The sequence below is a fragment of the Caulobacter sp. 1776 genome, from assembly GCF_040545685.1.
Taxonomy (GTDB): domain Bacteria; phylum Pseudomonadota; class Alphaproteobacteria; order Caulobacterales; family Caulobacteraceae; genus Caulobacter.
On sequence record NZ_JBEPMI010000005.1, the window covers coordinates 322298 to 347430 of the forward strand.

The 25133-nt window shown below is 67.4% G+C and carries 24 protein-coding genes and 1 pseudogene; 19 read left to right on the forward strand and 6 right to left on the reverse strand.

Annotated elements, in window-relative coordinates; translation table 11 throughout:
* Window positions 1-102 precede the first annotated feature (102 nt).
* The 3 genes from mgtE to ABIC66_RS15270 all read left to right on the forward strand — a co-directional run bounded on the left by mgtE (window position 103) and on the right by ABIC66_RS15270 (window position 4218).
* Complete coding sequence (gene mgtE / locus ABIC66_RS15260; RefSeq protein WP_354071124.1) at window positions 103-1572, forward strand: magnesium transporter; 1470 nt, start codon at window positions 103-105, stop codon at window positions 1570-1572.
* An 83-nt stretch (window positions 1573-1655) separates the two neighbouring features.
* Window positions 1656-2978 (forward strand): lysozyme-family localization factor SpmX, encoded by a 1323-nt coding sequence (gene spmX / locus ABIC66_RS15265; protein WP_354071125.1) that lies wholly within the window; start codon window positions 1656-1658, stop codon window positions 2976-2978.
* 79 nt (window positions 2979-3057) lie between these two features.
* Complete coding sequence (locus tag ABIC66_RS15270) at window positions 3058-4218, forward strand: isovaleryl-CoA dehydrogenase (protein WP_354071126.1); 1161 nt, start codon at window positions 3058-3060, stop codon at window positions 4216-4218.
* 98 nt (window positions 4219-4316) lie between these two features.
* Here the strand turns inward: ABIC66_RS15270 and ABIC66_RS15275 are convergent.
* Window positions 4317-4402 (reverse strand): annotated as a pseudogene (locus tag ABIC66_RS15275) (hypothetical protein).
* 368 nt (window positions 4403-4770) lie between these two features.
* Here ABIC66_RS15275 and ABIC66_RS15280 point away from each other — a divergent pair.
* Window positions 4771-5544, forward strand: a complete 774-nt coding sequence (locus ABIC66_RS15280; RefSeq protein ID WP_354071127.1) for a methyltransferase domain-containing protein — start codon at window positions 4771-4773, stop codon at window positions 5542-5544.
* On the opposite strand, the gene ABIC66_RS15285 is transcribed toward ABIC66_RS15280, so the two are convergent.
* Window positions 5522-7297 carry a patatin-like phospholipase family protein gene (locus ABIC66_RS15285; protein WP_354071294.1) on the reverse strand — a complete coding sequence of 592 codons (1776 nt, stop codon included), beginning with the start codon at window positions 7295-7297 and terminating at the stop codon, window positions 5522-5524. The two genes, ABIC66_RS15280 and ABIC66_RS15285, sit on opposite strands and share 23 nt — an antisense overlap.
* Before the next feature lie 170 nt (window positions 7298-7467).
* Between ABIC66_RS15285 and ABIC66_RS15290 the strand changes: the two genes are divergently transcribed.
* The 4 genes from ABIC66_RS15290 to ABIC66_RS15305 are packed head-to-tail and all read left to right on the forward strand — an operon-like array spanning window position 7468 to window position 13214.
* Window positions 7468-9060, forward strand: coding sequence for a carboxyl transferase domain-containing protein (locus ABIC66_RS15290; RefSeq protein WP_354071128.1), 1593 nt, complete (start codon window positions 7468-7470; stop codon window positions 9058-9060).
* Between the two features lie 20 nt (window positions 9061-9080).
* Window positions 9081-9920, forward strand: a complete 840-nt coding sequence (locus ABIC66_RS15295; RefSeq protein ID WP_354071129.1) for an enoyl-CoA hydratase-related protein — start codon at window positions 9081-9083, stop codon at window positions 9918-9920.
* A 33-nt stretch (window positions 9921-9953) separates the two neighbouring features.
* Window positions 9954-11219: a DUF3667 domain-containing protein gene (locus ABIC66_RS15300; protein ID WP_354071130.1), complete on the forward strand. Its 1266-nt coding sequence runs from the start codon at window positions 9954-9956 to the stop codon at window positions 11217-11219.
* 9 nt (window positions 11220-11228) lie between these two features.
* The gene (locus ABIC66_RS15305) at window positions 11229-13214 is read left to right on the forward strand and encodes an acetyl/propionyl/methylcrotonyl-CoA carboxylase subunit alpha (RefSeq protein WP_354071131.1); all 1986 of its coding nucleotides are present in this window, start codon (window positions 11229-11231) and stop codon (window positions 13212-13214) included.
* Window positions 13215-13233: 19 nt separating this feature from the next.
* Here ABIC66_RS15305 and ABIC66_RS15310 read toward each other — a convergent pair whose 3' ends face one another.
* Window positions 13234-14190, reverse strand: a complete 957-nt coding sequence (locus ABIC66_RS15310; protein WP_354071132.1) for an amidohydrolase family protein — start codon at window positions 14188-14190, stop codon at window positions 13234-13236.
* 290 nt (window positions 14191-14480) lie between these two features.
* Between ABIC66_RS15310 and ABIC66_RS15315 the strand changes: the two genes are divergently transcribed.
* Entirely contained in the window at window positions 14481-14882 is a 402-nt protein-coding gene (locus ABIC66_RS15315; protein WP_354071133.1) for a DUF1489 family protein, read from the forward strand.
* Between the two features lie 96 nt (window positions 14883-14978).
* A complete protein-coding gene (locus tag ABIC66_RS15320) occupies window positions 14979-15068 on the forward strand; it encodes a hypothetical protein (protein ID WP_354071134.1) in 90 nt (29 codons plus the stop codon).
* 108 nt (window positions 15069-15176) lie between these two features.
* Here the strand turns inward: ABIC66_RS15320 and panC are convergent, their stop codons facing one another.
* Window positions 15177-16034, reverse strand: coding sequence for a pantoate--beta-alanine ligase (gene panC / locus ABIC66_RS15325; RefSeq protein ID WP_354071135.1), 858 nt, complete (start codon window positions 16032-16034; stop codon window positions 15177-15179).
* Window positions 16035-16257: 223 nt separating this feature from the next.
* Here panC and mipZ point away from each other — a divergent pair, with 223 nt between their 5' ends.
* The 4 genes from mipZ to ABIC66_RS15345 all read left to right on the forward strand — a co-directional run bounded on the left by mipZ (window position 16258) and on the right by ABIC66_RS15345 (window position 18998).
* Window positions 16258-17094, forward strand: a complete 837-nt coding sequence (gene mipZ, locus ABIC66_RS15330) for a division plane-positioning ATPase MipZ (protein ID WP_354071136.1) — start codon at window positions 16258-16260, stop codon at window positions 17092-17094.
* 72 nt (window positions 17095-17166) lie between these two features.
* Window positions 17167-17601: a J domain-containing protein gene (locus ABIC66_RS15335; protein WP_354071137.1), complete on the forward strand. Its 435-nt coding sequence runs from the start codon at window positions 17167-17169 to the stop codon at window positions 17599-17601.
* A 14-nt stretch (window positions 17602-17615) separates the two neighbouring features.
* Window positions 17616-17675: a hypothetical protein gene (locus ABIC66_RS15340; RefSeq protein ID WP_024265769.1), complete on the forward strand. Its 60-nt coding sequence runs from the start codon at window positions 17616-17618 to the stop codon at window positions 17673-17675.
* 75 nt (window positions 17676-17750) lie between these two features.
* Window positions 17751-18998: an aminotransferase-like domain-containing protein gene (locus ABIC66_RS15345; RefSeq protein WP_354071138.1), complete on the forward strand. Its 1248-nt coding sequence runs from the start codon at window positions 17751-17753 to the stop codon at window positions 18996-18998.
* 120 nt (window positions 18999-19118) lie between these two features.
* Here ABIC66_RS15345 and ABIC66_RS15350 read toward each other — a convergent pair whose 3' ends face one another.
* Window positions 19119-20438: a D-alanyl-D-alanine carboxypeptidase gene (locus ABIC66_RS15350; RefSeq protein ID WP_354071139.1), complete on the reverse strand. Its 1320-nt coding sequence runs from the start codon at window positions 20436-20438 to the stop codon at window positions 19119-19121.
* 302 nt (window positions 20439-20740) lie between these two features.
* On the opposite strand from ABIC66_RS15350, the gene ABIC66_RS15355 reads away from it, so the two are divergent.
* The 4 genes from ABIC66_RS15355 to ABIC66_RS15370 all read left to right on the forward strand — a co-directional run bounded on the left by ABIC66_RS15355 (window position 20741) and on the right by ABIC66_RS15370 (window position 23729).
* Complete coding sequence (locus ABIC66_RS15355; RefSeq protein ID WP_354071140.1) at window positions 20741-21175, forward strand: phasin family protein; 435 nt, start codon at window positions 20741-20743, stop codon at window positions 21173-21175.
* Between the two features lie 117 nt (window positions 21176-21292).
* Window positions 21293-21787 (forward strand): RidA family protein, encoded by a 495-nt coding sequence (locus ABIC66_RS15360; RefSeq protein ID WP_354071141.1) that lies wholly within the window; start codon window positions 21293-21295, stop codon window positions 21785-21787.
* The gene (locus ABIC66_RS15365; protein WP_354071142.1) at window positions 21787-22560 is read left to right on the forward strand and encodes a glycerophosphodiester phosphodiesterase; all 774 of its coding nucleotides are present in this window, start codon (window positions 21787-21789) and stop codon (window positions 22558-22560) included. Before ABIC66_RS15360 ends, ABIC66_RS15365 begins: the two co-directional genes overlap by 1 nt.
* Entirely contained in the window at window positions 22557-23729 is a 1173-nt protein-coding gene (locus ABIC66_RS15370; RefSeq protein ID WP_354071143.1) for a GNAT family N-acetyltransferase, read from the forward strand. The genes ABIC66_RS15365 and ABIC66_RS15370 overlap by 4 nt, the downstream gene beginning before the upstream one ends.
* 4 nt (window positions 23730-23733) lie before the next feature.
* Here the strand turns inward: ABIC66_RS15370 and ABIC66_RS15375 are convergent, their stop codons facing one another.
* On the reverse strand, window positions 23734-24222 hold the full coding sequence (locus tag ABIC66_RS15375) for a pyridoxamine 5'-phosphate oxidase family protein (protein WP_354071144.1): 489 nt from the start codon (window positions 24220-24222) through the stop codon (window positions 23734-23736).
* Between the two features lie 390 nt (window positions 24223-24612).
* On the opposite strand from ABIC66_RS15375, the gene ABIC66_RS15380 reads away from it, so the two are divergent.
* Complete coding sequence (locus tag ABIC66_RS15380; RefSeq protein WP_354071145.1) at window positions 24613-25071, forward strand: hypothetical protein; 459 nt, start codon at window positions 24613-24615, stop codon at window positions 25069-25071.
* Window positions 25072-25133: the final 62 nt, after the last annotated feature.

Below are 25133 nucleotides of genomic sequence, written 5' to 3' on the forward strand. Positions count from 1 at the left end.
GCGAGGGGCGCTCTAATCGTTTCTGGCCCTGATTTCGCCTCAGGGTCGCTTCATCGGACCCTTTCGCGACGAACCCAGCAGCCTAGAGCTCAGGAGGCCCCCATGACCCGGGACACCGCCGAACTGACCGACGACGCGCTGGACGACATCCCGCTGGCCCAGATCCGGCTGCCGAAATCCGAGACCCCCGAGGAGCTGGAAGATCTCGCCCTCGGCGACGACTACGCCCTCAATCCCGATTATGTCGAGATGGTGGTCGACGCCGCCGACAGCGGCGACACCAAGCGTCTGCGCGAACTGGTCACGGCGCTGGAGCCGGCCGACGTCGCCGACCTGATGGGCTTCCTGACCGCCGACTATCGCGAAGAGATCATCCCGCTGCTCGATCCCGAGGCGCTGGGCGAGATCATCTCGGAGATGGACGAGAACCTCCGCGAGGAGGTGCTGGAGGCCACGCCGTCGGTCACCCTGGCCCGCGCCCTCGAGGAGCTGGACACCGACGACGCCGCCGACGTCATCGACGACCTCGACGACACCAAGCGCTTCCAGGTGCTGGCCGCCATGGGCGAGATCGACCGCGCCGCCATCGAGACGACCCTGTCTTACGAGGACGAGACCGCCGGTCGCCTGATGCAGCGCGAGTTCCTGGCCGCGCCGGAATTCTGGACCGTCGGCCAGACCATCGATCACGTCCGCGAAGCGGGCGACCAGCTGCCCGAGCTGTTCTTCGACGTCTATGTGGTCGATCCCACCTTCAAGCCGGTGGGGGCGATCCCGATCAGCATCCTGCTGCGCAGCCGCCGCGACACGCCGCTGACCGAGCTGATGGAGGCGGTCACCGAAATCGCCGTCGAGATGGACCAGGAAGAGGTCGCCTACATCTTCGACAAGTACCACCTGATCAGCGCCCCGGTGATCGAGCCGGGCGGACGGCTGGTGGGCCAGATCACCGTCGACGACATCGTCGAGGTCATCCGCGACGAGGCCGAGGAGGACATCCTGGCCCTGGCCGGCGTGTCCGACGCCGGCCGCGACGCCTCGGTGGTCGAGATCGTCAAGTCGCGCCTGCCCTGGCTGATGCTGAACCTGGCCACCGCCACCCTGGCGGTTAGCGGCGTGGCGATCTTCCAGGCCGAGATCGCCCAGCTGGTGGCCCTGGCCATTCTGATGCCGATCGTCTCCTCCCTGGGCGGCAATGCCGGCACCCAGACCCTGGCCGTGGCCGTGCGCGCCCTGGCTAGCAAGGAGCTGACCACGGCCAACGCCCGCCGGATCGTCCTGCGCGAGCTTCTGGTCGGCCTGGTCAACGGCCTGTGCCTGGCTCTGGTTATGGGCACGGCGACCTATCTGTTCTTCGGAGCCAAGGACCACCACGGCAAGCTGGCGATCATCGTCGGCGCGGCGCTGATCGCCAACATCTTCACCGCCGCCCTGGGCGGTATCCTAGCGCCGCTGGCCCTGGAGAAGATGGGACGCGACCCGGCGGTGTCGTCATCGATCTTCGTGACCTTCCTGACCGACTTCACCGGCTTCTTCGCGGTGCTGCTGATCGCGGCGCTGCTGCTGCACTGAGGGTTTAAGGGAAACTGGCGCCGACCTTGCGCCGGGACAGGCGAACGCATCCGCGTCTGTCTCAAACTGGGTCAAACTCCGCGATGAAACCGCGCCATCAGGTCACCCGGGCGGCCGTCGATCTCATCAAGAGATTCGAAGGCTACCGTCAGAAGGCCGCGCAGCTCCCCGACGGGCGCTGGACGGTCGGCTATGGCCACACCTTGACCGCTCGCGAGGGCGCCTCCGTCTCGGAAAAGGACGCCGAGGCCCTGTTGCTGTACGACTTGATCTCGGTCGCCCACTCGGTCAACGAGCACACCTATACGCCGCTGAACCAGAACCAGTTCGACGCGCTGGCCTGCTTCGCCTTCAATATCGGCCTCGACAACTTCCTCCGCTCGGGCGTGCTGCGCCGGATCAACGAGGGCTCGCTTCTGCAAGCCGCGTGCGCGATGGAGATGTGGCGCAAGGCCGACTTCGAGGGCGAGCGGATCGTCATCGACGCCCTGGTGCGCCGTCGCTCGGCCGAGAAGACCCTGTTCCTGACGCCCGCCAATGGCGAGTGGGTGCCCGCGCCCAGCCCGGTGCTGCGTCCGAAGGTGGACTACGACGCCAGCTGCGCGATCCCCAAGCAGACACCGATGGCGGTCAACACCCGCACCGAAGGCGACCGGGTCGTCGCCGAGCGCGAGGAAGGCCTGCCGCTGAGCGTGGTTGTCCCGGAAGAGGACGGCCCGACCGCCACCGAACAATCGGCCGCCGCGGTCAGCGCGCGCCTGGAAGCCATCCTGTCCGACGCCCCGCCGGCCGCCCAGAACACCCTCGGGACCACCAAGCCGGTCGCGCGCCAGGATGACCTAGGCCTGCCCGAGCCGCCGGCTCCGGTGCAGCCAGCCGTGACCGAGCCCGCGCCGGTCTTGTTCCAGAATGAGCCGACCACCACGCCCGTCGAGCCGATCGAACCGTCTCCGGCCGCTCCGGTCGAGTTCACGCCGTTCCGCTTGACGCCGCAGCCGGTCGAAGAGGTCGAAAAGCCCACGCCGGTCGAGGCCTTCGCGCCGATCGCCAAGCCGGCCCCCAGCGAGCCGACCCTGTTCGGCGCGCCGGCCGCCGGCTCTTCGGTGTTCAACCTCGGCGGCTTCTCGACCAGCGAAGAGGTGAACCTCGGCGCCATGGACGTGCCGATGGTCGAGTCGGAGCAACCGCGTTTCGGCAACACCAGCCTGCTGATCAGCCTCGGCATTTTGGGCCTGGCCCTGTTTGGCGGCGGTGTGCTGTGGATCCTGACCGTGGCCGCGGGTTCGGACAGCGGGGTCAAGCTGTTCGGCTACGGCGCCAGCATGGTCGGCGCGATCTGTTTCGTGGTCTCGGCCTATCTGCTGCTGCGCCGCCTGGCTGGTCCGGACGTCGCCGACGAGGAATAGTTTCCTTACCTCGCGTAACCTGAGCAAGAACGCCCGCGGGTCTCGATGATCCGCGGGCGTTCGTGCTATGGGAGCAGCCATGACGACAAATTTCGCACCCTCGATGGACTTCGCGCTGGGCGACACGGCCGACGCGATCCGTGAAACCACCGCGCGCTTCGCCGCCGACAAGATCGCGCCGCTGGCGGCCCGGATTGACGAGACCAACGTCTTCCCGCGCGAGCTGTGGGTTCCGATGGGCGATCTTGGCCTGCACGGCATCACGGTCGAGGAGGAGTTCGGCGGCTTGGGTCTCGGCTATCTCGAGCATGTGATCGCCATGGAAGAGGTGTCGCGCGCCTCGGCCTCGGTAGGCCTGAGCTACGGCGCCCACTCGAACCTCTGCGTCAACCAGATCCGCCGCTGGGCCACGCCGGACCAGAAGCAGCGCTACCTGCCCAAGCTGATCAGCGGCGAGCATGTCGGCTCGCTGGCGATGAGCGAGGCTGGTTCGGGCTCGGACGTCGTCTCGATGAAGCTGCGCGCCGAACAGGTCGGCGACCGCTACGTCCTGAACGGGACAAAGTTCTGGATCACCAACGCCCCGCACGCAGACACCCTGGTGGTCTACGCCAAGACGGGCGAGGGGAGCCGCGGCATCACCGCCTTCATCGTCGAGAAGGGCATGAAGGGCTTCAGCGTCTCCAAGAAGCTGGACAAGATGGGCATGCGCGGATCGGACACCGCCGAGCTGGTGTTCGAGGACTGCGAGATCCCCGAAGAGAACATCATGGGCCCGGTCGGCGGCGGCGTCGGCGTGCTGATGAGCGGCCTGGACTACGAGCGCGCCGTGCTGAGCGCGGGTCCCTTGGGCATCATGCAGGCCTGCCTCGACATCGTCCTGCCGTATGTGCGGGACCGCAAGCAGTTCGGCCAGGCGATCGGCTCGTTCCAGCTGATGCAGGGCAAGATCGCCGACATGTACGTGGCCCTGAACTCGGCCCGAGCCTATGTCTACGCGGTGGCGCGAGCCTGCGACGCGGGCAAGACCACCCGCTTCGACGCGGCCGGCGCGATCCTGATGGCCAGCGAGAACGCGGTGAAGGTGTCGCTGGAGGCTATCCAGGCCCTGGGCGGCGCGGGCTACACCAAGGAATGGCCGGTCGAGCGCCTGCTGCGCGACGCCAAGCTGTACGACATCGGCGCCGGCACCAACGAGATCCGCCGCTTCCTGATCGGCCGCGAACTGATCGGGGCTTGATATCAATTGAAAAGGGCCGCCCCGATTGCTCGGGACGGCCCTCCATCGTCGTGGCCGCTTTCGCAGCGCGTGACTTAGAAACCTTTGGAGCTCAACGCCTAGGCGGAGACCTCGATCTTAAGGCTCCAGGTCACGACTTGCGACCGCGGTTGGAGACAATGAGACACTGGTCACCTCCTTTCAGTTGGTTGAACAACACAAGAGGAACATGGGGTCTGACCGCGCGGTTGAAAAGAGGAAACCGTGCGCGACGCGAGGTCGCAGGCGATCAGACCGCCAGGAGGCGTAGGCCAACCAGGATGGCCGCCCAAAGCACCAGGGCCGCGCCAATCGCCAGAGGGCGGTTGAAATTGAAACGACGGATCATCGGAGCCGGCGCCGAAGGGCCGCTCGGGACAAGACGTATATGCGTGGGCATTCCGCGTGAATCCTTCCCTAGTAGTCCCTCTGTCGGAGACCTGACTCAGACCGTATGATGAATCTTCGCCTATGAGAAGAATTCTTCACAAAGGCGCAGGTTGCATCCAGGCGGATTGTCGCGGGGGAGTTCGCATGGCCAGTTGGGACCCGGATGTCTACGCCCTCTATCGCCGCTATCGCGAACGGCCCGCCCTGGATCTGCTGACGGCCATCCCCCGCGACCTCGACCCGCGCGAAATCTGGGATCTGGGCTGCGGACCGGGCGAACAGGCGGCGCTGCTGGCGGCGCGGCATCCTACGGCGCGGGTGAGAGGACTGGATTCCAGCCCCGAGATGCTGGAGCGGGCCAAGGCGCTGCCCGCCCGCGTCGAATGGGTGCTAGGCGACATTGGCGGCTTTTCGCCCGATGCGCCGGCCGACCTGATCTTCACCAACGCGGCCCTGCAATGGGTCGATAATCACGCCGCCCTGATTCCACGCTTGGCCGCGAACCTGACGGCTGGCGGCGTTCTGGCGATCCAGATGCCGGTGGTCGAAGGCCTGGGCTGGCGCGCGACCCTGGCCGAGATCGCCGCCGACGGCCGCTGGGCTCGGCGCTTCACCGGCGTCGAGGGCGTCCGCGACGCCAACGACCCACGCGACTACTACGCCTGGCTGGCCCCGACCTGTCCCGAGATCGACATCTGGACCACGACGTACCTGCACGCCCTGCATGGTCAGGATCCGATCGTCGACTGGACAATGGGCACGACTCTGCGGCCCTATCTCGACGCGTTGCCGGACGATGAGAAAAAGCCGTTCCTCGACGCCTGGCGGGCAAGGTTGGCCAAGGACTATCCGCGCCGCGAAGACGGCGTGACCCTGTTCCCGTTCAAGCGGCTGTTCATCGTCGCGCGGAAGGCGTGAGCCCCGCCCGTCGTTCAGCCAGGCTCGGCCTCCGCCGGAGCTCGGTCACCGAGGCGTGCAATCCCTCCAACGCGAAGCTGGCGGCGACGTAGCCGGCCTTCACGGCGGGATCGAAGGCGCGCCAGTCGCGGATGTCGATGCCTTCGAGCTTCGGGGTGATCAGAACGTCGGTGGCCTCGCGGGCGGCGGCCAGGTCGCGGCCGGTGGTCACCGTCGCCGCGCGCATCAGCAGCGCCACGATCGGCGGGCCCTTGCGCCATTCGCCCGAGGCGATCCACCGCCACAGCGACGGCGGCGCGACGATGTCCTCGGCCGTGATGCTGCGGCCCCGCGTGACATCGACGCCGACGATGGGGCCGAGCTGGAACGAGCGCATCACGTCGGCGGGGAAATTCTTCATCACTGCCCCGTCGACCAGCACTGCCCCGTTCTCGGTGGCCGGGGGCAACACGCCCGGCAGGGAGATCGTCGCCCGCAAAGCGTTTTGCAGATCGCCGGTGCGATGCAGCTGATAGGCGCCCGAGGTCAGGTTCGACGAGACGCAGAAGAACGGCAGCCACAGGTCGCTGATGTCGACCACGCCGAAATGCTCGTCCAACCGAGCCCTGACCTTCTCGCCGCGAGTCATGGCGATCATCGGAAAGGCGATGTCGTCCAGCGGGCTGGAATCGACGAAGGCCTTGTGGATGCGGGTCTCCAGCTCGCCGTCGTCCCACCCCATGGCCAGGCCCGCCGCCACGATCGCGCCCATCGAGGCGCCGCCGACGAAGTCGATCGGGATGCCGCGCTCGCGCATCGCCTGGATCGCGCCGATATGGGCGTAGGCCCGCGCGCCGCCGCCGGAGAGCACCAGCCCCACAGATTGACCGGTCAGCACCCGCGCCAGCCGCTGCAAGTCGGCCAGGCCGTTCTCGCGCAGATGGAATAGCCGCGCCGCCTGGGTGGCCGCCATCCAGGCCTCGGAGCCAACGGGGCGCGAGAGGTTGGCGGACTGCAGCAGTATTAGATCGACCAGGCGCTGGGCCTGCAGCGGGCCGGAGGCGTAGCTCGGGATGCTGGCCGGCGGGGCGCGTTCGCCGCGCCCGACCCGGAACAACCGGTCCACCTGACGGCCGACGACGTGTTTCCAGGCGGTCTCGTCTGCCTCGGCGACATAGAGGACGAAGTCGTGCTCGCGCTCGACATTGCTGAACCACTCGGTCGGGGCCAACAGGGACTCGCCGCCTTCGACGGTGACCGAATAGCCGAGGGTTTCCATGCACCGGGCCAGGCGCTCCACGATCGGCCGGATCGCCGCGCCAGGCTCGACGGCGATGAAGCCGAACACGGAAGGATCGCCGATCGCCGCGTGGGTCTGGGCCTGACGCGCGCGGCGGATCATCAGCCGCGACAGCTCCAGCATCACGGTCGGATCGCCCTCGGCCGCCTCGAAGAAGTCCTCGCGGGGCAGGGACAGCACCTCGCTGTCGCGCAGGGCCACCATATTGGCCGAGTGGGCCGTGCCCCCGACCAGGGCCATCTCGCCAGCCGGTTCGCCGGGGCGGATCACGCCGAGGAACTGCGGCTCTTGGCCTTCCTCGCGGCGGAAGGCGCCCAGGCGCCCGGTCTTCAGGAAATAGAGCTGGTCCGCGTCCTCGCCCGGCTCGAACAGGGTGGCGCCGCCGGGCAGGGAAAACCAGGCGGCCGCTCCGTTCCGCCGCTCGCGGGCGAAGAGGCGCGCTAAGGCCGAGTCGTCGGGCAGGGGCGTTTCCACGGCGCGGACGCTAACCTGATCGGGCAGGCTTGACCACAAGGCGAGCTTGAGGCGCAACTGTTGCTCACGAAGCCGAAATGGAAGAGAACGGTTTTGGCTCTGAATCCTTGGGTTCGGGGTCCAAAAAACTCCGACTTCCTGGGCAGGGTGGAAAAGGCTAAGCGTCGTTCATGCCGAAGTTGAACTCCGTTATCGACGCGTCCGGCGACGCTTTCGCCCGCAACGCGGCCCATAACCGCGCTCTGGCCGAGGAGCTGCGCGCAAAGGTCGCGGCGGCGGCGTTGGGCGGTCCGGAAAGCTCGCGTGAACGCCACGCCGCGCGCGGCAAGCTCTTGCCCCGCCAGCGCGTCGAGCGCCTGCTGGATCCCGGCTCGCCGTTCCTGGAGATCGGCCAGCTGGCCGCCTGCGACCTCTACGACGGCGAGGCGCCGGGCGCGGGTATGATCTGCGGCATTGGCCGGGTGTCCGGCCGCGAGGTGATGATCGTGGCCAACGACGCCACGGTGAAGGGCGGCGCCTATTTCCCGATGACGGTGAAGAAGCATCTGCGGGCTCAGGAGATCGCCGCCCAGAACCGCCTGCCGTGCGTCTATCTGGTCGACAGCGGCGGCGCGAACCTGCCGCACCAGGCCGAGGTCTTCCCCGACCGCGACCACTTCGGCCGCATCTTCTTCAACCAGGCGCGGATGAGCGCGGCGGGCATCCCCCAGATCGCCTGTGTCATGGGCTCGTGCACCGCTGGGGGCGCCTATGTCCCCGCGATGAGCGACGAGACGGTCATCGTCCGCAACCAGGGCACCATCTTCCTGGCCGGTCCGCCGCTGGTGAAGGCCGCCACGGGCGAGGTCATCTCGGCCGAGGAGCTGGGCGGGGCCGAGACCCACGGCCGTCGCTCGGGTGTCGTCGACCACGTGGCCGAGAACGACGAGCACGCGCTGGAGATCGTCCGCTCGATCGTCGCCAATCTAAACACCACCAAGCCGCAGGAACTGGTCATCGCCGACGCCGAGCCGCCGGCCTACGCTCCGGAGGAGCTGTACGGCATCGTCCCGACCGACGTCCGCGCGCCCTACGACGTGCGCGAGGTCATCGCCCGCATCGTCGACGGCAGCCGGTTCGACGAGTTCAAGGCGCTGTACGGCGCGACCCTGGTCTGCGGCTTCGCGCGCATCTGGGGCCAGCCCGTGGCGATCCTGGCCAATAACGGGGTGCTGTTCAGCGAGAGCGCGGTCAAGGGCGCGCACTTCATAGAGCTGGCCTGCAAGCGCAAGATTCCATTGGTGTTTTTGCAGAACATCTCGGGCTTCATGGTCGGCGGCAAGTACGAGGCCGGCGGTATCGCCAAGGACGGCGCCAAGCTGGTCACGGCCGTCGCCTCGGCCGAGGTTCCCAAGTTCACGGTGCTGATCGGCGGCAGCTTCGGGGCCGGCAACTACGGCATGTGCGGCCGGGCCTACAGCCCGCGCTTCCTGTTCACCTGGCCCAACAGCCGTATCTCGGTGATGGGCGGCGAGCAGGCCGCCAGCGTGCTGGCCACCGTCCACCGCGACGCCGCCAAGTGGACGCCCGAGGAGGCCGAGGCCTTCAAGGCGCCGATCCGCCAGCGTTACGAGGACGAGGGCAATCCCTACCACGCGACGGCGCGGCTGTGGGACGACGGCATCATTGATCCGGCTCAAACCCGCGACGTCTTGGGTCTGGCCATCTCGGCTTCGCTGAATGCGCCGATCCCGGAGACGACCTTCGGCGTTTTCCGGATGTAGCGTCACAAAAGGACCCACCCATGACCAACCCGATCGCCGACCCCATCGTCGAGGTGACCGACACCGACGCGATGACTCCGCTGGTCCACATCGACAGCACGCCCGACGGCGCGGTCACCGTGTGGATCAACCGGCCCGACAAGAAGAACGCTTTCAACGCCGAAACCATCGCCGGCTTGCGCGAGGCCTTCGAAACCCTGCACGGGGCCGAAGGCGTGCGGGTCGTGTTCCTGCGCGGCGTGGGTGGCGCGTTCAGCGCCGGCGCCGACCTGGAATGGATGGGCGCGGCCGTCGAGTGGGACGAGGACGACAACCGCCAGGACGCTCTCGACCTGGCGCATATGCTCAAGGCCCTGCACGACATTCCGGCCTTGACCGTCGCGCTGGTCGAAGGCCCGGCTTTCGGCGGCGGCGCGGGTCTGGTGGCCGCCTGCGACCACGCCATCGCGCTGGTCGACGCCAAGTTCTCGTTCTCGGAAGTGAAACTTGGCCTGACCCCGGCGACCATCAGCCCGTACGTCATCCAGGCCCTCGGCCCGCGCACCGCCAAGCTGCTGTTCGCCACCGGCCGGGTGTTCGACGCCGACGACGCTTGGGGCTACGGCCTAGTCGACGAGGTGTTCGAGGATGTCGCCAGCCTGGAAGTCGCCCGCGACGCCCTGATCGAGGAAATGGCGCCGTGCGCGCCCGGCGCCATCGGCGACGCCAAGGCCCTGGTCAACGACTTCGTTGGTCAGAAACTCGACAAGGGCCTGATCGAGGAGAGCGCCAGACGTATCGCCCGTCGCCGTGTGTCGGAAGAGGGACAAGAAGGCGTGCGCGCTTTCCTCGGCCGTCGTAAACCGTCCTGGGCTGAATAAGACTCAACTTCAGGATCGTTTTCAGGGGGCGTGATGACGGCTGCGGATCTGGAAGCAGGGGCGGCGGACTCGGCGGCGAGTTTCATTCGTCCGCGGAAGAAGCCCTTCACCCATCAGGGCGAGCCCTGCAAGAACTGCGGGACGCCTTTGGAAGGCTGGTACTGCTATTCGTGCGGCCAAAACGCCGACACCCATCACCGATCGATCCTGCACCTGATCTGGGAAGCCATCGAGGGGATGTTCCACCTCGATGGTCGCCTGGCCAACACCCTGCCGCTGCTGTTCTTCAGGCCCGGCAAGCTGGCCAAGGACTACATGGAAGGCCGGATCGTGCGGCACGTGCCGCCGTTCCGCACCTTCCTGGTGGCGCTGCTGCTGTTCATCTTCGCGGCCGAGCACGCGATCCACAGCATCAAGCACCTGCAGGAGCAGAAGGAAGAGAAGGAGGCGGCCCAGCTCGCGACGCCGCAGGGCCGCAAGGCCAAGGCCGACGAGATGCGCAAGGAGGCCGTCGAAAATCGCGACGAACGCCTGAAGGACGCCGTCGAGACTCGTGACGAGGACCTCAAGGAAGAGGGCGCCGACAAGGCCAAGATCACGGCGCGCTACGACAAGAAGGTGAGGAAGACCCAGGAGCGCTACGCCGAGACGATCGCCGAGGCGGACGCCCTGGAAAAGAACCCCAACGCCGCCGCCGAAGCTCTGGCCAGGATCAAGGGCAAGAACGACAAGGCCGCCGAACAGATCCGCGGCATCGACTTCAAGGACGGCGCGGACATGGTCCACATGACCACCGACGACGCCACGGGGGAAACCACCACCAACAACGTCCACGTCGTCGCGCCCCAGGATCATGGCGGCAAGCACGTCGGCGGGTGGTTCAAGGAAGGCTTGGCCAAGGCTGTCGAGAACCCCGACTACTACATGGTCGTGATGTTCGGCTGGGCCCACCGCTTGGCGGTGCTGCTGCTGCCGATCATCGGCCTGAGCTTGGCGCTGGTCTATGTGAACAAGCGCCAGTACTTCATCTACGACCACCTGCTGGTGGCCACCAACCTGCTATCGTTCTCGTTCCTGGTGAACGCGATCGGCATGGTGCTGCCGATGTCCGCCTGGCCGACCGCGTTCGGCATCGTGTCGCTGTGGACGCCGATCAACCTCTTCCAGACCCTGCGCGGGGGCTACGGCTCCAGCATCTTCGGGGCCCTGCTCAAGACGTTCGTCGTCTGGACGATCAGCGTGACGTCGTTCGGCGTGCTGCTCACCGCGCTGATGCTCTTCTCCCTTTCCCAGATGTAGGTCTCCGCCTTGCTCTCCTCCGTCCTGATCGCCAATCGCGGCGAGATCGCCCGTCGCATCATCCGCACCGCCCGTGAGCTGGGCGTGCGGACGATCGCCGTCTATTCCGAGGCGGACGCCAACGCCCCGTTCGTGATGGAGGCGGACGCGGCGATCCTGATCGGGCCGGCGCCGGCCAAGGAGAGCTATCTGGATCCGAAGAAGATCCTGGCGGCCGCCAGGCAGATGGGCGCCGAGGCCATCCATCCCGGCTACGGCTTCCTGTCCGAGAACGCCGACTTCGCCCAGAGCGTGATCGACGCGGGGCTGACCTGGATCGGCCCGCCGCCCTCGGCCATCCGCGCCATGGGCCTGAAGGACGCCGCCAAGGCCGTGATGATCAAGGCCGGCGTGCCGACCACGCCTGGCTATCTGGGCGAGGACCAGTCGGCGGAGCGCCTGAGCGCCGAGGCGGGCAAGATCGGCTATCCGGTGCTGATCAAGGCCGTGGCCGGCGGCGGCGGCAAGGGCATGCGCAAGGTCGAGCGGGCCGAGGATTTCGAAGCCGCCCTGGGCTCGTGCCGCCGCGAGGCCGCCGCCAGCTTCGGCGACGACCGGGTGCTGCTGGAGAAGTACGTCACCCGTCCGCGCCATATCGAGGTGCAGGTGTTCGGTGACCAGCACGGCAACGTCGTCCACCTGTTCGAGCGCGATTGCTCGCTGCAGCGCCGCCACCAGAAGGTCATCGAGGAGGCGCCGGCCCCCGGCATGGACGAGGCCACCCGCGCCGCTGTCTGCGCCGCGGCGGTCAAGGCCGCCCAGGCCGTCGGCTATGTCGGGGCCGGCACGGTTGAATTCATCGCCGACGCCAGCGAGGGCCTGCGCGCCGACCGCATCTGGTTCATGGAGATGAACACCCGCCTGCAGGTCGAGCACCCGGTCACCGAGATGGTCACCGGCCAGGATCTGGTCGAGTGGCAGCTGTTGGTGGCGTCCGGCGAGCCGCTGCCGCTGGAGCAGGACGAGATCACGCTGGACGGCTGGGCCATGGAGGCCCGCCTCTACGCCGAGAACCCGGCCACCGGCTTCCTGCCGTCGACCGGCAAGCTGACGCACTTCCGCCTGCCCGAGGGCGACGTCCGTGTCGACAGCGCGGTCGAGGAGGGCGGGGAGGTGACGCCCTACTACGACCCGATGATCGCCAAGCTGATCGCCCACGGTGTCGACCGCGAAGACGCCGCCGCCCGTCTGGCCGAGGCCTGCGGCCTTGTCGAGGTCTGGCCGGTCAAGACCAACGCCGCCTTCCTGGCCAAGTGCGCCAGCCATCCGGACTTCGTCGACGGGGCGGTCGACACCGGCTTCATCGAGGCGCGGCTGGACGAACTGGTCGAGCGCACCTTCAGCGACGCCCCGACCTTGGCCGCGATCGGCCAGCGGCTGGAGAGCTTCGTCGAGGCCGACACGGCGCGCGCCGATCCTTGGGCTAGCGCGCCGTCGCGCCTGCTGGGCTTTCGCATGAACGCCCCGCGGGCGGCCATGGACCTGCCGTTCAACGTCGATGGCCGGCGGACCCCGCTGCGCGTGGCGTTGGTCGAGGGCGCGCCTCTTGGACTTGGGGGCGACGACTGGTCGTGGGACATCACGGTCGAGGACGGCCGGGCCCTGGACGATGTCGAGGTGTTGCCCGGCATCTACGGCAAGGGACCGTTCCATGCCTTCGAGGGCGGTGACGTCCGCGAGTTCGACTTCACGGCCAAGGTCGGCGGGACGGGCGAGGGGGCGGCCTCGGACGGCGCGATCCTGTCGCCCATGCCGGGCAAGATCGTCTCGGTCGCCGTGGAAGCGGGCCAGACGGTGACCAAGGGCCAGACCCTGCTGACCCTGGAAGCCATGAAGATGGAGCACGCCCTGGCCGCGCCGTTCGACGGCGTGGTCGCCGAACTCACGGCCACGGCGGGCGGCCAGGTCAGCGAGGGCGTGGTGCTGGTGAAGCTGGAAGCCAAGGTCGCGGCGTAGCGGGGCGCCTTCCGCCCCCCTAGGCCTCCGCCAGCTTGTAGAACCGCACCGCGTTGTCGTGGAAGATGTCCTGCTTCTGCTGCTCGGTCAGGAACGCGGCGCTTTCGACGCCCTGGACGGCCAGGCCGATGCCATCGGGCCAGAACATGTGGTCCGAGCCGAACATGATCCGCTTGCTGAAGCCGGCGTCGACCAACTGGCGCAGGATATCGTGGAAGGCCGGACGCGGCAGTAGCCAGGCCAGGGCCCCGGTGTCGATGTTGACGTTCGGGTACAGCATCAGGATGGCGATCGTCTGGCCCAGATACGGCCAGCCGCCGTGCATCAGGTTCAGGCGCAGCTTGGGATGCTTATTCAGCGCCTCCTCGACATATTCTGGATTGCCGAGACGCGCCCGCGCCGTGCGGCAGCAGGGATCGAAGGTGGTCCCGCCCGGCATCGATCCGGTGTGCAGCGCCACCGGAATGTCGAACTCCTCGGCCAGCGACAGGTAGGGATCGTATTTCGGGTCGCCCAGCGGCAGGCCGGCATATTGCGAGGTCACCTCGCCCAGCACCTTGATGCTGCCGTCGGCGAACGCCTTGCGCAGCGTCTCGAGCGGCGGCAGCGGCGTATCGTCGGAGCCCCGGACGCCGGCTCCGGCGACGAAGCGCGCCGGATCGCGGTCATGCCAGTCGGTCGCCGCCTTCAGGCGATCGCCGTCGCCGCCGCTGACGATCCCCTTGACCACGTTCCACCGCTTCATCTCGGCGATACAGGCTTCCATGTGCTCGGCGCCGTTACGGATCGGGCTCTTGGCCCCCGTGATCGGATTGACGATGGGGTCGGCGAAGACGGTCGTGGCGGGATAGGCGTGCATGTGCACGTCGATGATCCGGCGCGGCTTGGCGGGGGCGGCGGCCAGTGCGCTGGGCGTGACGGTCGCGGCGACGGCGCCGCCGCTCATCTTCAGGAAATCACGGCGTCCGATAGGCATGTGTTCACTCCGCTGCTCAGCTTGGCGGTTAGAGCAGGCGGCGCGGCGCAGAGAAATGATCTGGGAGGTCATGGCGGGCGAGAAAGTCGGCCCAAAACAGAACCGCCGCTGCGGACGGCCCCCCACAAGGCGTCCGTAACGGCGGTGTCGGGCCCCCTAAAGGTCCGGATCACGCCCCCACAAGAACGCGACCGCCAATCGATAACGCTGTCATGCGGACCGTCGACGACATTCCCCTTCGGGGCGAGCAGGCATGTTGCCTTGGGGCCCCAGCGCGCTATCTAGCCCCCATGGCGTTGCACATCATCAAGCTGGTCGTCGGCTGCGACACGATCGACGATCTCCTGGCCTGGCACAAGGAAGCGGACCGCCCGTGGATCATGCATACGCGCATGACGCCCAAGCGGATCGACGAGGTCCTGGACGGCGGCTCGCTGTATCGGGTGATCAAGGGCCAGGTCCTGTGCCGCCAGAAGATCCTGGCCATCGACACGGTCGGTTCGGGTCCGGCCTCGCGCTGCGAGGTGACGGTGGATCCACCGATCATCCGGGTCGCGCCGCAGCCGCGCCGGGCCTTCCAGGGCTGGCGCTACCTGACACCCGCCGACGCGCCGCCAGACCTGACCGAGGCCGAGGCCGCCGACCTGCCGCCGGACCTCGCGAGGCAACTGCGCGAAATCGGCGCCTGGTGATTTTCGAGCGCGGTTTGGTGACTTTCGAGCGAGTTGTTAGCTAAGTAGCAACCAGAACGAGTGTCATCTTGTCGCAGGGATAGCGGAGGGATGACGATGAAGGCCGGTTACGCCGCCCTAGGTGTGGGCATGCTGTTCGTGGGCATGATCGTGGGACTTTTGATCGCCCTCAAGCCCATAGGCTAAAGCGTGGCAGCCGAAAGTGTGAGCGGTTTCGGCGTCCGCCACGCTCCAAACGTTTGAGATAGAGCCTGTTTATCCGTTTCTGATGTTTCCATCAGAAACGGACAGGCTCTAGCCGACCGACATGTTATCGATTAGCCGCGTCTTGCCAAGCCACGCGGCGATCAGGATCCGGGCCTCGGCGTCGCCGATCGGGCCGGGACCCAGGCGCGACAGGTCGCTGGCCTCGCGCACCTCGACATAGTCCACCGGGCTAAAGCCGGCCGCCTTTAGAGCGGCCGTCGCCTTTTCCTCAGCCTCGTCCACGCGTCCGCCCGCCGCCACGGCCGCGGCCGCCGCCTTCATGGCCGTCGGCAGGGCGACGGCGGCCGCGCGCTCGTCGGCCGACAGATAGGCGTTGCGCGAGGAGAGGGCCAAGCCGTCTTCGGCCCGCGCGGTCGGCGCACCGACGATCTCGATCGGGATATCGAGGTCGCGGGCCATGCGCTTGACCACCTGCAGCTGCTGATAGTCCTTCTCGCCAAACACGGCGACATCGGCTTGCGACTGGATGAAGAGCTTGGCCACCACGGTCGCCACGCCGCCGAAGAACTGCGGCCTGGCCGCGCCCTCGAGGGGCTCCGAGACGCCCGACACCGACACCGCGGTCGAAAAGCCTGGCGCGTACATCTCGGCGCCGTTCGGGGCGAACATCAGGTCGCAGCCGACCGATCCCAGCTTCTCGGCGTCGAGCGCCTCGCCGCGCGGATAGGCGTCGAAGTCCTCGTGCGGCGCGAACTGCTTGGGATTGACGAAGACGGTGGCGATCACGCGGTCGGCCTTCCGCTGGGCCAGGCGGATCAACGACAGGTGGCCCTCGTGCAGGGCGCCCATGGTCGGAACCAGGGCCACGCGCTGGCCGGCGGCCTTCCAGGCGCGCACGTGTTCGCGCATGTCGGCGACGGTGCGGACGATGGTCGGGCTGGTCATCTGGTGGCCTCCAAGCGGACAGGGCGCGCTTATGGCCTTCGCACGCGCGAAGGTCCACCGCGACGCAACGGAAGCTGGGTTGAGCCGGTCAAGCTTCCCCTACCACGAGGCTGCGACAATTAGGCCTGTGGATTGAACCAGTTGACCCCCTGGGGCGCGAGTAACATCGTGTTAACCTTCAGTCCAAGGTCGCGCGAGTCGCGATGCATCAAGGATCGATCACATGGCCGAAACGCGCGTCATCGTCGTCGGCAACGAGAAGGGTGGGGCGGGCAAGTCCACCATCGCCGTCCACCTGGTCACCGCGCTGCTGTACGGCGGCGCCAAGGTCGCGGTCCTGGATCTCGATCTGCGCCAGCGCACGTCGGGCCGGTTCTTCGAGAACCGCCGGGCCTGGCTGGCCAGCAAGAAGCTGGAGCTGCCCGAGCCGCTGTCGCTGAGCCTCAGCGACAACGACCTCGTCCTGGCCGAGAAATCGGAAGACGAACAGGTCGCCGCGTTCGAGGCCGCTTTTGCTAAAGGCCTGGCCGAGTGCGACTTCGTGCTGATCGACACCCCCGGCGGCGACAGCGCCATCACTCGCCTGGCCCACGGCCGCGCGGACCTGGTGGTGACGCCGATGAACGACAGCTTCGTCGACTTCGACATGCTGGGCACCGTCGACCCGGTGAGCCTGGAGCTGACCAAGCCCAGCCTCTATTCGCTGACCGTCTGGGAAGGCCGCAAGCAGCGCGCCCTGTCGGGCCAGCGCCAGGCGATGGACTGGGTGGTGCTGCGCAACCGCCTGGCCACGACCGAGGCCCGCAACCGCAAGCGCCTGGAGGACCGCCTGACGGCGCTGGCCAAGCGCGTCGGCTTCCGCATCGGCCCTGGCCTGCGCGACCGCGTCATCTATCGCGAGCTCTTCCCGTTCGGCCTGACCATCGCCGACCTGTCGCCGCAGGTGCGGCCGGTGCCGGTGTCGCTGCAGCATCTGGCCGCGCGCCAGGAGCTGCGCGCCCTGATGCACAGCCTGGGCCTGGCCGGCTTCTCGGGCGAGACCCTGCTGGCGGCGCAGTAGACGCTCGTCTAAGTTCGTGACGAGGCGGGCGGCCGGGGTGACCTTGCCGCTCGTTCTTTGTCTGGAGTTGCGATGCTCTATCTGCTGCTGGGCGCGGCCATTCTGGTGTTCCTGCTCTGGCCGAAGGGCCGGTCGTTCCTGAACGGCGACGGCTGGCGGGTCGGCGCGGGCGCGGCCTCGATCGCCGCCTTCGCCGGGGCCGCCTACGCCACGATCCGGGGCTCGTGGGGCACCGGCATCGTCCTGGGCGTCATCGGACTGTGGAGCGTCACCGAGGCCCGCCGTCGTCCGATCATCCGCCGCGAGCTGGTCCATCCGCCCAAGTCCGAGCTCAGCCTGGCCGAAGCCCGCGCCATCCTCGGCGTCAGTCCCGAGGCGAGCCTGGCCGAGGTCAAGGCGGCCTATACTCGGCTGATCCAGATGGCCCATCCCGACAAGGGCGGCACCGAGGGCCTGGCGGCCCAGCTCAACGCGGCGCGGGATCGTTTGATCAGGAAGCGTAGCTGAGCTAGGACTGGGGCATGATCAATCGCGAACGCTTCTGGCGCCGCCGCTCGTCGGGCCAAACCTGCTCGGTATGACGCCCTGAACCCGGTTCAGGCGGGCCGTCGCGCATGGCCCACGACGTCATTTCAGTTTCGGACTTCGATCATCTCATGACCACCCAAGACACCGACCGCGCCCAGAATTGGGCCGCGCGTTTCAGCGATCGCATGGCCCGCGTCCGCGCCAGCGAGATCCGCGAACTCCTCAAGCTGTTGGACCAGCCCGACATCCTGTCGTTCGCCGGCGGCATTCCCGATCCCGGCCTGTTCCCGGCCGAGCAGATCCAGGCAGGCTATGACGCCATCCTGGCCGACCCGGTGCTGTCGCGTCAGGCGCTGCAGTATTCGGTCAGCGAAGGCTATCTGCCGCTGCGCCAGTGGATCGCCGAGCGCATGACCCGTGACGGCATGCCGTGCGAGCCGCACAACATCATGCTGACCGCCGGCTCGCAGCAGGCGCTGGACCTGATCGGCAAGCTGTTCCTCAGCAAGGGCGACACGGTGATGGTGGCCCGTCCCACCTATCTGGGCGCGCTGCAGGCCTTCAACGGCTACGAGCCGGACTATCTCGACCTGCCGGAGACCGCCCTGAGCGAGGGCGTCGACGAGGTGGCCCTGATGGCCGGCCGGGCGCCGCGCCCTCTGGGCTATTTCGTCCCTGACTTCGCCAACCCGACCGGCGTCAGCCTGACGGGCGAGGAGCGCGAGGCGTTGTTGGCCCTGGCCGACCGCCTGGACATGACCCTGGTCGAGGACGCGGCCTATCGCGAATTGCGCTTCGCCGGCGATCCGACCCCGACCTTGCTGTCGCTGGACATCGCCCGCTCGGGCGGCGTCGACAATGCGCGGACCCTGTTCCTCGGCACCCTGTCCAAGACCTTGTCGCCCGCTCTGCGCATCGGCTGGGTCTGCGGGCCCAAGGCGGTGATCGAGAAGCTGGTCCTGCTCAAGCAGGGCGCCGATCTGCACGTCTCGACGATCAACCAGATGGTCGCCCACCGCGCCGTCTCGGAAGGCTACGACCAGCACCTGCACCGCCTGCGCGGCGCCTATGGCGGCAAGGCGCGGGTGATGCTGGCGGCCCTGGAGCGCTCCATGCCCGAGGGCGTGACGTGGTCGCATCCGGAAGGCGGCATGTTCGTCTGGATCGACCTCCCGGAAGGCATAGACGGCGCTGCGCTGCTGGCGCGGGCGATCGAGGAGGAGCGCGTGGCCTTCGTTCCGGGCGCGCCGTTCTTCGCCGAGGTCTCGAAGGCCAACGCCATCCGCCTCAGCTACTCGCTGCCGACGGATGCGCAGATCGAAGAGGGCGTGGGACGGATCGCGCGGTTGATCGCGAAGGTGATGGCGGGGCAATAGAGCCTGTCATCCCGGCCGTAGCGCAGCGGAGAACCGGGACCGCCACAAGCTCAGAGCTTCCGGCGGTCCCGGATCGGCGCGCTACGCGCTTGTCCGGGATGACAGTTTTTGGCAAGCCGCTTACCGCGGCGACAGCACCATGCACGGCATGCGCTTGGCCTTCAGGGCCGAGCAGGCGTCGCGGGCGGCTTCCGAGGTCAGGCCCTGGAACTGGGCGCGGAACGTGCCGCCGGCGCCTTCGACCGCGGCTTCCGCGTCGGCGACCGCCTTGGCGAAGCGACCGCGCACCAGCTTCAGCTGATCGTTGGCCAGCGACTTGGACTTGAACGCGCCGACCTGAACGCCCCATTCGCCCTTCGGCTTCTTCGTCGCCTTCTGGGCGGACTTGGCGGCTTCCTGCGCGCCGCGCAGGGTGGGGGAGACCTTCACCGGGGCCGGCGTGCGGGGGTTCTCGGTCAGCACGATCCGCAGGCCGGCCTGGTCGCCGTCGCCTTGCTCGACCGAGGGGCGTTCGACGGGGCCCGAGGGCTCGTCTTCGTAGATATTGGCGGCGATGGTGGTGCGCTCGCCGCGCGACCGGCGCTTCATGACGTCGAAGCCAGTCAGCAGCAGGTCTTCCATGTTGTTGTCGCGCCAGGCGGTCGAAGGGCCGCCCAGGACCACGGCGATCAGGCGGCGACCGTCGCGCACGGCCGAGCCGGCGAGGTTGAAGCCCGAGGCGGTGGTGTAGCCCGTCTTCAGGCCGTCGAAGCCGTCCATGCTGTCCAGCAGGCGGTTGTGGCCCTTGATGTAGTTGCCCCGGAAGTAGAAGCCCTTCACCGAGAAGTAGCTGTAGTATTGCGGGAAGTCGCGCATGGTGGCGCGCGACAGGATGGCCAGGTCGCGGGCCGACGAGATCTGGCGGCTGTCGGGCAGGCCCGAGGCGTTCACGAAGCGGCTGTTGCGCATGCCCAGTTCCTGACCGCGCAGGGTCATCAGGGCGGCGAAGCGCGACTCACTGCCGGCGAGTCGCTCGGCCATGGCCACGGCGACGTCGTTGGCCGACTTCACGGTCATGGCCTTGATGGCTTCGTCGACGCTCAGGCTGTCGCCGGGCGCGAGGCCGATCTTGGTCGGGGCCTGGGCGGCGGCGCGGGGCGACATGACGACGCGGTCGGTCAGCTTCAGGCGGCCCTCGCTCAGCGCCTCGAAGGTGAGGTACAGCGTCATGACCTTGGTCACCGAGGCGGGGTAGCGAGGGCTGTCGGCCCTTTTGTCGTAAAGGACTTCACCCGAATTGGCGTCGATCACGATGGCCGCGTACTTCGGCTCGGAAGCGTTCAGCTGCAGATACGGTATGGCCGCCGAGGCCGCGGTCGGCGCGGCGGCGCCAAACAAGCACGACAGCGCCAGGCCAGCGGCGGCCAGCAGGGAACGGGCGGAGGTAAGCTTGGCGAACATCGAGCAGCGTCCGTCTTGAACTGGGAGCGGTTTCGCACCGCCACACGGGTAACCGTAACATGATGGAAGCCGCCTTTCGCTAAAGTAAACAACTGGTGAGCGATCTTGCCGCAGGCGCGAAAAAATCGTGCGCGTGGTTCCAATGCTGCAGCTTGAGCCGGCTGCCCCTGCGTCATGGTGCGCTGCACAAATTTGTTGACTGCTGCACTGCAACATGGCAAACCCACGTTGTTCCAAGCGCAATGGTCGGTTGCAGCCGATCCATAAGCCCCGCCCTCCGACCCCTCCCCAGGAGACTTCCCATGGCCGCCGCCGAAACCATCAAGACCACCGTCGAGCAGTACACCACCGCCTCGAACCAAGCGTTCAAGGACGGCGTGGAGAAGTCGCTGGCCGCTCTGGCCGAAGCCAACACCCACTCGAAGAAGAACCTGGAAGCCGTCGTCGCTTCGGTGACCGCCGCCACCAAGGGCGCCGAAGCCCTGGGCGCCCAGACCTTCGCCTACTCGAAGAAGGCCGCCGAGGACCAGGTCGCCGCCGCCAAGTCGCTGGCCAGCGCCAAGAGCGTCCAGGAAGCCGTCGAGCTGCAAACCGCCTGGGCCAAGTCGGCCCTCGAAGCCTACATCGCCCAGGTCAGCAAGGCCTCGGAGATCGTCTCGGCCTCGATCAAGGACTCGGTGAAGCCGCTGAACGAACGCGTCAGCGCCGCCGTCGAGAAGTTCCAAGCCGCTCGCTAAGAGCCGCTTCGGGTCGAGGGCGTCCCCAGGGCGCTCTCACGCAAGCCCAGCCTTGAAGGGTCCGGACCGAAAGGTCCGGGCCTTTTTTCTTTTGCGGTTCGAGTAGCCGCGTTAAGCATGCCCCCACTGAAATTCGGTTGGAGCGCGTGCATGTCGAAGGTCGAGGAACGCCTGAGGGCGATGGGCGTCGAGCTGCCGCAGCCGGTGGCGCCGGTGGCCAACTACGTGACCTTCGTCCGCTCCGGAAACCTCGTGCACATCTCCGGCCAGATCTCGCTGGACGCCAATGGCGGCGTCAAGGGCACGGTCGGGGTCGACGTCGACCTGGAGACCGCCCAGAAGGCCGCGCGCATCTGCGGGATCAACCTGCTGGCCCAAATGAAGGCCGCCTGCGACGGCGACCTCGATCGGGTGGTCCGCGTGGTCAAGCTGGGCGGTTTCGTCCAGGCCGGTCCGGACTTCATTGACATCCCCAAGGTCATCAACGGCTGCTCGGACCTGATGGTCGAAGCTCTGGGCGACAAGGGCCGCCACGCCCGCTCGGCGGTCGGCGTCTACAAGCTGCCCCTCGGCTTCGCGGTCGAGGTCGACGCGGTGGTGGAGATCGCCTGATGCGCTCGCGCGAACGCCCCTCGACCGATGTCTTCGGCGAGGCGTGGGAGCGCCTGTTCGACCCGCCGGTGGCCCATAGGGGCCTCTGGAGCCCCGACGGCGCGCCGGAGAATTCCCTGGCCGCCTTCCAGGCCGCCTGCGCCGGCGGCTACGGCATCGAGCTGGACGTCCAGCTGACCGCCGACGGCGAGGCCGTGGTCTTCCACGACGAGCGCCTGGAGCGAATGACGGGGCAGGAGGGGCGCCTGCGCGACCATACCGCCGCCGAGCTTGGGGCCATGGCCCTGAAGGGCACCGACGAGACCATTCCGACCCTGGCCGACACCCTGACCATGATCGGTCATCGCGCCATGGTGTTCATCGAGCTGAAGACGCCGTTCGGCGATGTCGGCCCGCTGGAAAAACGGGTTACCGACGTGCTGGTCGACCACAACGGCCCGACCGCCGTGATCGGCTTCAATCCGTATTCCCACGCCTGGTTCGCGGATCACCATCCGCAGATCCTGCGCGGGCTAGACAGCTACAGCTGGAACGACGACAGCGCCCGCAAGCTCGCTCCGGAGATGCGCAAGTCGTTAGCCGCGCTGGAGCAGGTCGAGATCGCGCGGCCCGATTTCCTGGCCCTGGGCCTGGACATGTTGCCCAGCCCGCGCGCCGACCTATATCGCGCCAAGGGCATGCCGATCGTCGCCTGGACGGTCCGCTCGCCCGACCAGTGGGAAGGCGTGCGCGACCATTGCGACAATCTGATCTTCGAGGGCTTCACGGCGTGACGCCAGACCCGGTGGGGGTCCAGTCGGCGGTGCGGGTCCATCGCGCCATCGCCGAGATCGGCCAGGACGCCTGGGACGCCTGCGCCGTCCACACGGGCGATCCGTTCGTCAGCTACGATTTTCTATCGATCTTGGAAGAGAGCGGCTGCGTCGGGCCGCGCACCGGCTGGGCGCCGCAGCATCTGTCGGTGCTGGACGAGGCCGGGGCGGTGGCCGGGGTCATGCCGCTCTATCTGAAGTCTCACAGCCAGGGTGAATACGTCTTCGACCACGCCTGGGCCGACGCCTACGAGCGGGCGGGCGGGCGCTATTATCCCAAGCTCCAGTGCTCCTCGCCGTTCTCGCCGGTGACCGGCTCGCGGCTGATCCTGAGGCCCGACGTGGATGTCGACGACGGCCGCTCGGCGCTGCTCGGCGGCGCCCTGACCCTGTGCGAGCGGATGGAGGCCTCGTCGCTGCACGTGACCTTCCCGGTGGCGGACGAGTGGCGCTGGATGGGCGAGCGCGGAATGCTGCTGCGGCAGGATCAACAGTATCATTGGGAAAACGCCGGCTACGCGGCCTTCGACGACTTCCTGGCGGCGCTGTCGGCCAATCGCCGCAAGACCATCCGCCGCGAGCGCCGCGACGCCCAGGCCGGTCTGGAGATCGTCGCTCTGACCGGCGAGGCGCTGACCGAGGCGCACTGGGACGCCTTCTTCGCCTTCTACATGGACACAGGCAGCCGCAAGTGGGGGCGGCCCTATCTGAACCGGCGCTTCTTCGCGCTGCTGAACGAGCGCATGGCCGACAAGGTGCTGCTGATCCTGGCTCGGCGGCCGGGCGGGCCCTGGATCGCCGGCGCGTTGAACCTCTTGGGTCGCGACTGTCTCTACGGCCGTCACTGGGGCTGCACCGAGGACGTGCCGTTCCTGCATTTCGAGCTTTGCTACTACCAGGCTATCGAGCACGCGATCCGGTTGGGCCTGCCGCGCGTGGAGGCCGGCGCCCAGGGCCAGCACAAGATCGCCCGCGGCTATCTGCCCAGCGCCGTCTATTCGGCGCACTGGATCGCCGACCCCGCCCTGCGCGAGCCGGTCGCCCGCTATCTCGAGCGCGAGCGCGAGTCGGTGGAGAGCGACATGGCGATGCTGGCCGAGGAATATTCGCCGTTCCGGGAGGAACGATAGCCGGCTAGTGCAGCCGCACTTCCCCGACCTTGTCCTTGTAGTCCCGCTTCGGGTCGCCCCCCAGCATCATGCGCACGCCGGCGAACAGGCTGTTCTCGTTCAGCCAGATCTGGGCGTCGGCCGGTTCGAAGCGCAGCAAACGCAGCTTGGGATCGTCCTTGCCGTCGAACCAGGCGGCAATGAACGGGTTCCAGAGGCGGTTCACCGTCTCGTAGTCGGTGTCGATCCGCAGCCGACCGTCGACCGCCGCGAACAGATGGTGGCCCTTGTCGGCAAAATGGATGAACGCGTCGCGGCCCTCGCCGCTCAGCGAATGGACGAGATCGGTCTCGGCCGAGGTGAAGATCCAGATAGGCCCGGAATGATCGCCCTCGATGATGGCGGTCATCGGCTGGGCCCGGCCGCCGTCGACGTCGGGCAGGCCCAGCATCACGGTGCGGTCGGACTTCAGGGCCTTCCAGAGCTTTTCGGCCAGATCGGCTTCCTTGGACATCGCGGGGTCTCCTTGCTTCACGAAGACCAACGGCGGCGGCGGGCGGGCGTTCCTAGGGTGAAGGTTGGCGTGGGGCCGGGGCGATGTTCGACCCGTTGCGGACATTTCGAGCCGCCCCGTTAGCAGCATTCGTGCAGTCGCGAGCCCGAGGGGCGATGATCTGGATGTTGCGCCCATTCCCTAGTCGCCACCGCCAGCGTCGTCAGGTCGCGCCGCAATTCAAGACGGCCACTCTCGACTTCTTGGTCACGTCGTTTGCTCCGGCGATCCTCCGAAGCTGGCGGCCCACTGGGATCCGCTGTCGCGCGCGAGGAATTTTTCGATGGAGCCCTTGGCGCTCTACCATTCGCCGTTTTTACTGCACCCCGTTCAACCAAGAGGAGAGCGGACGTGAATCCGAAAGACATCGACTTTGCGCAACTCGTGGGGAAGCGAAACCGGGCGAAGAAGGATGAACTGCTCGACCTCGTGCGCGGCAACACGGCCGAGGCGTTGGCGTCGGATGAGGTATGGGGGTTCACGCTGGCGGCGGATGTCGGCGGCGGCTTCGGTTACATGAAGATCAGCTATGGCTGCCTCTTCGACACCGGGCTCAACCTCACCTTCGAAGCCAGGGTAGCGGGCGCTTGTTCGGGTTTGGTCGGAGGGTGGGCCGGCCGCGGCGAAATGAATGTGCCGCCTGAGTCCCTGATCGGCACCGATTCGGACGTCCAACTGATCATCACGCCGTTTGCGCTCGAAACCACCTTCTGGGCCAGGCCGAGCAAATTCCAGGGTGTTTGCGGCGGCGGGGGCTTTGCCATTGCAGGCTGTGCAGGTGGGGGATCGGGGCGCTGGCTAAAGGTGTAAAGGCCGCATTGGAATTGAACCAATCTGGCCCCGATCGAAGACCGTGCCACCCACCAACACGC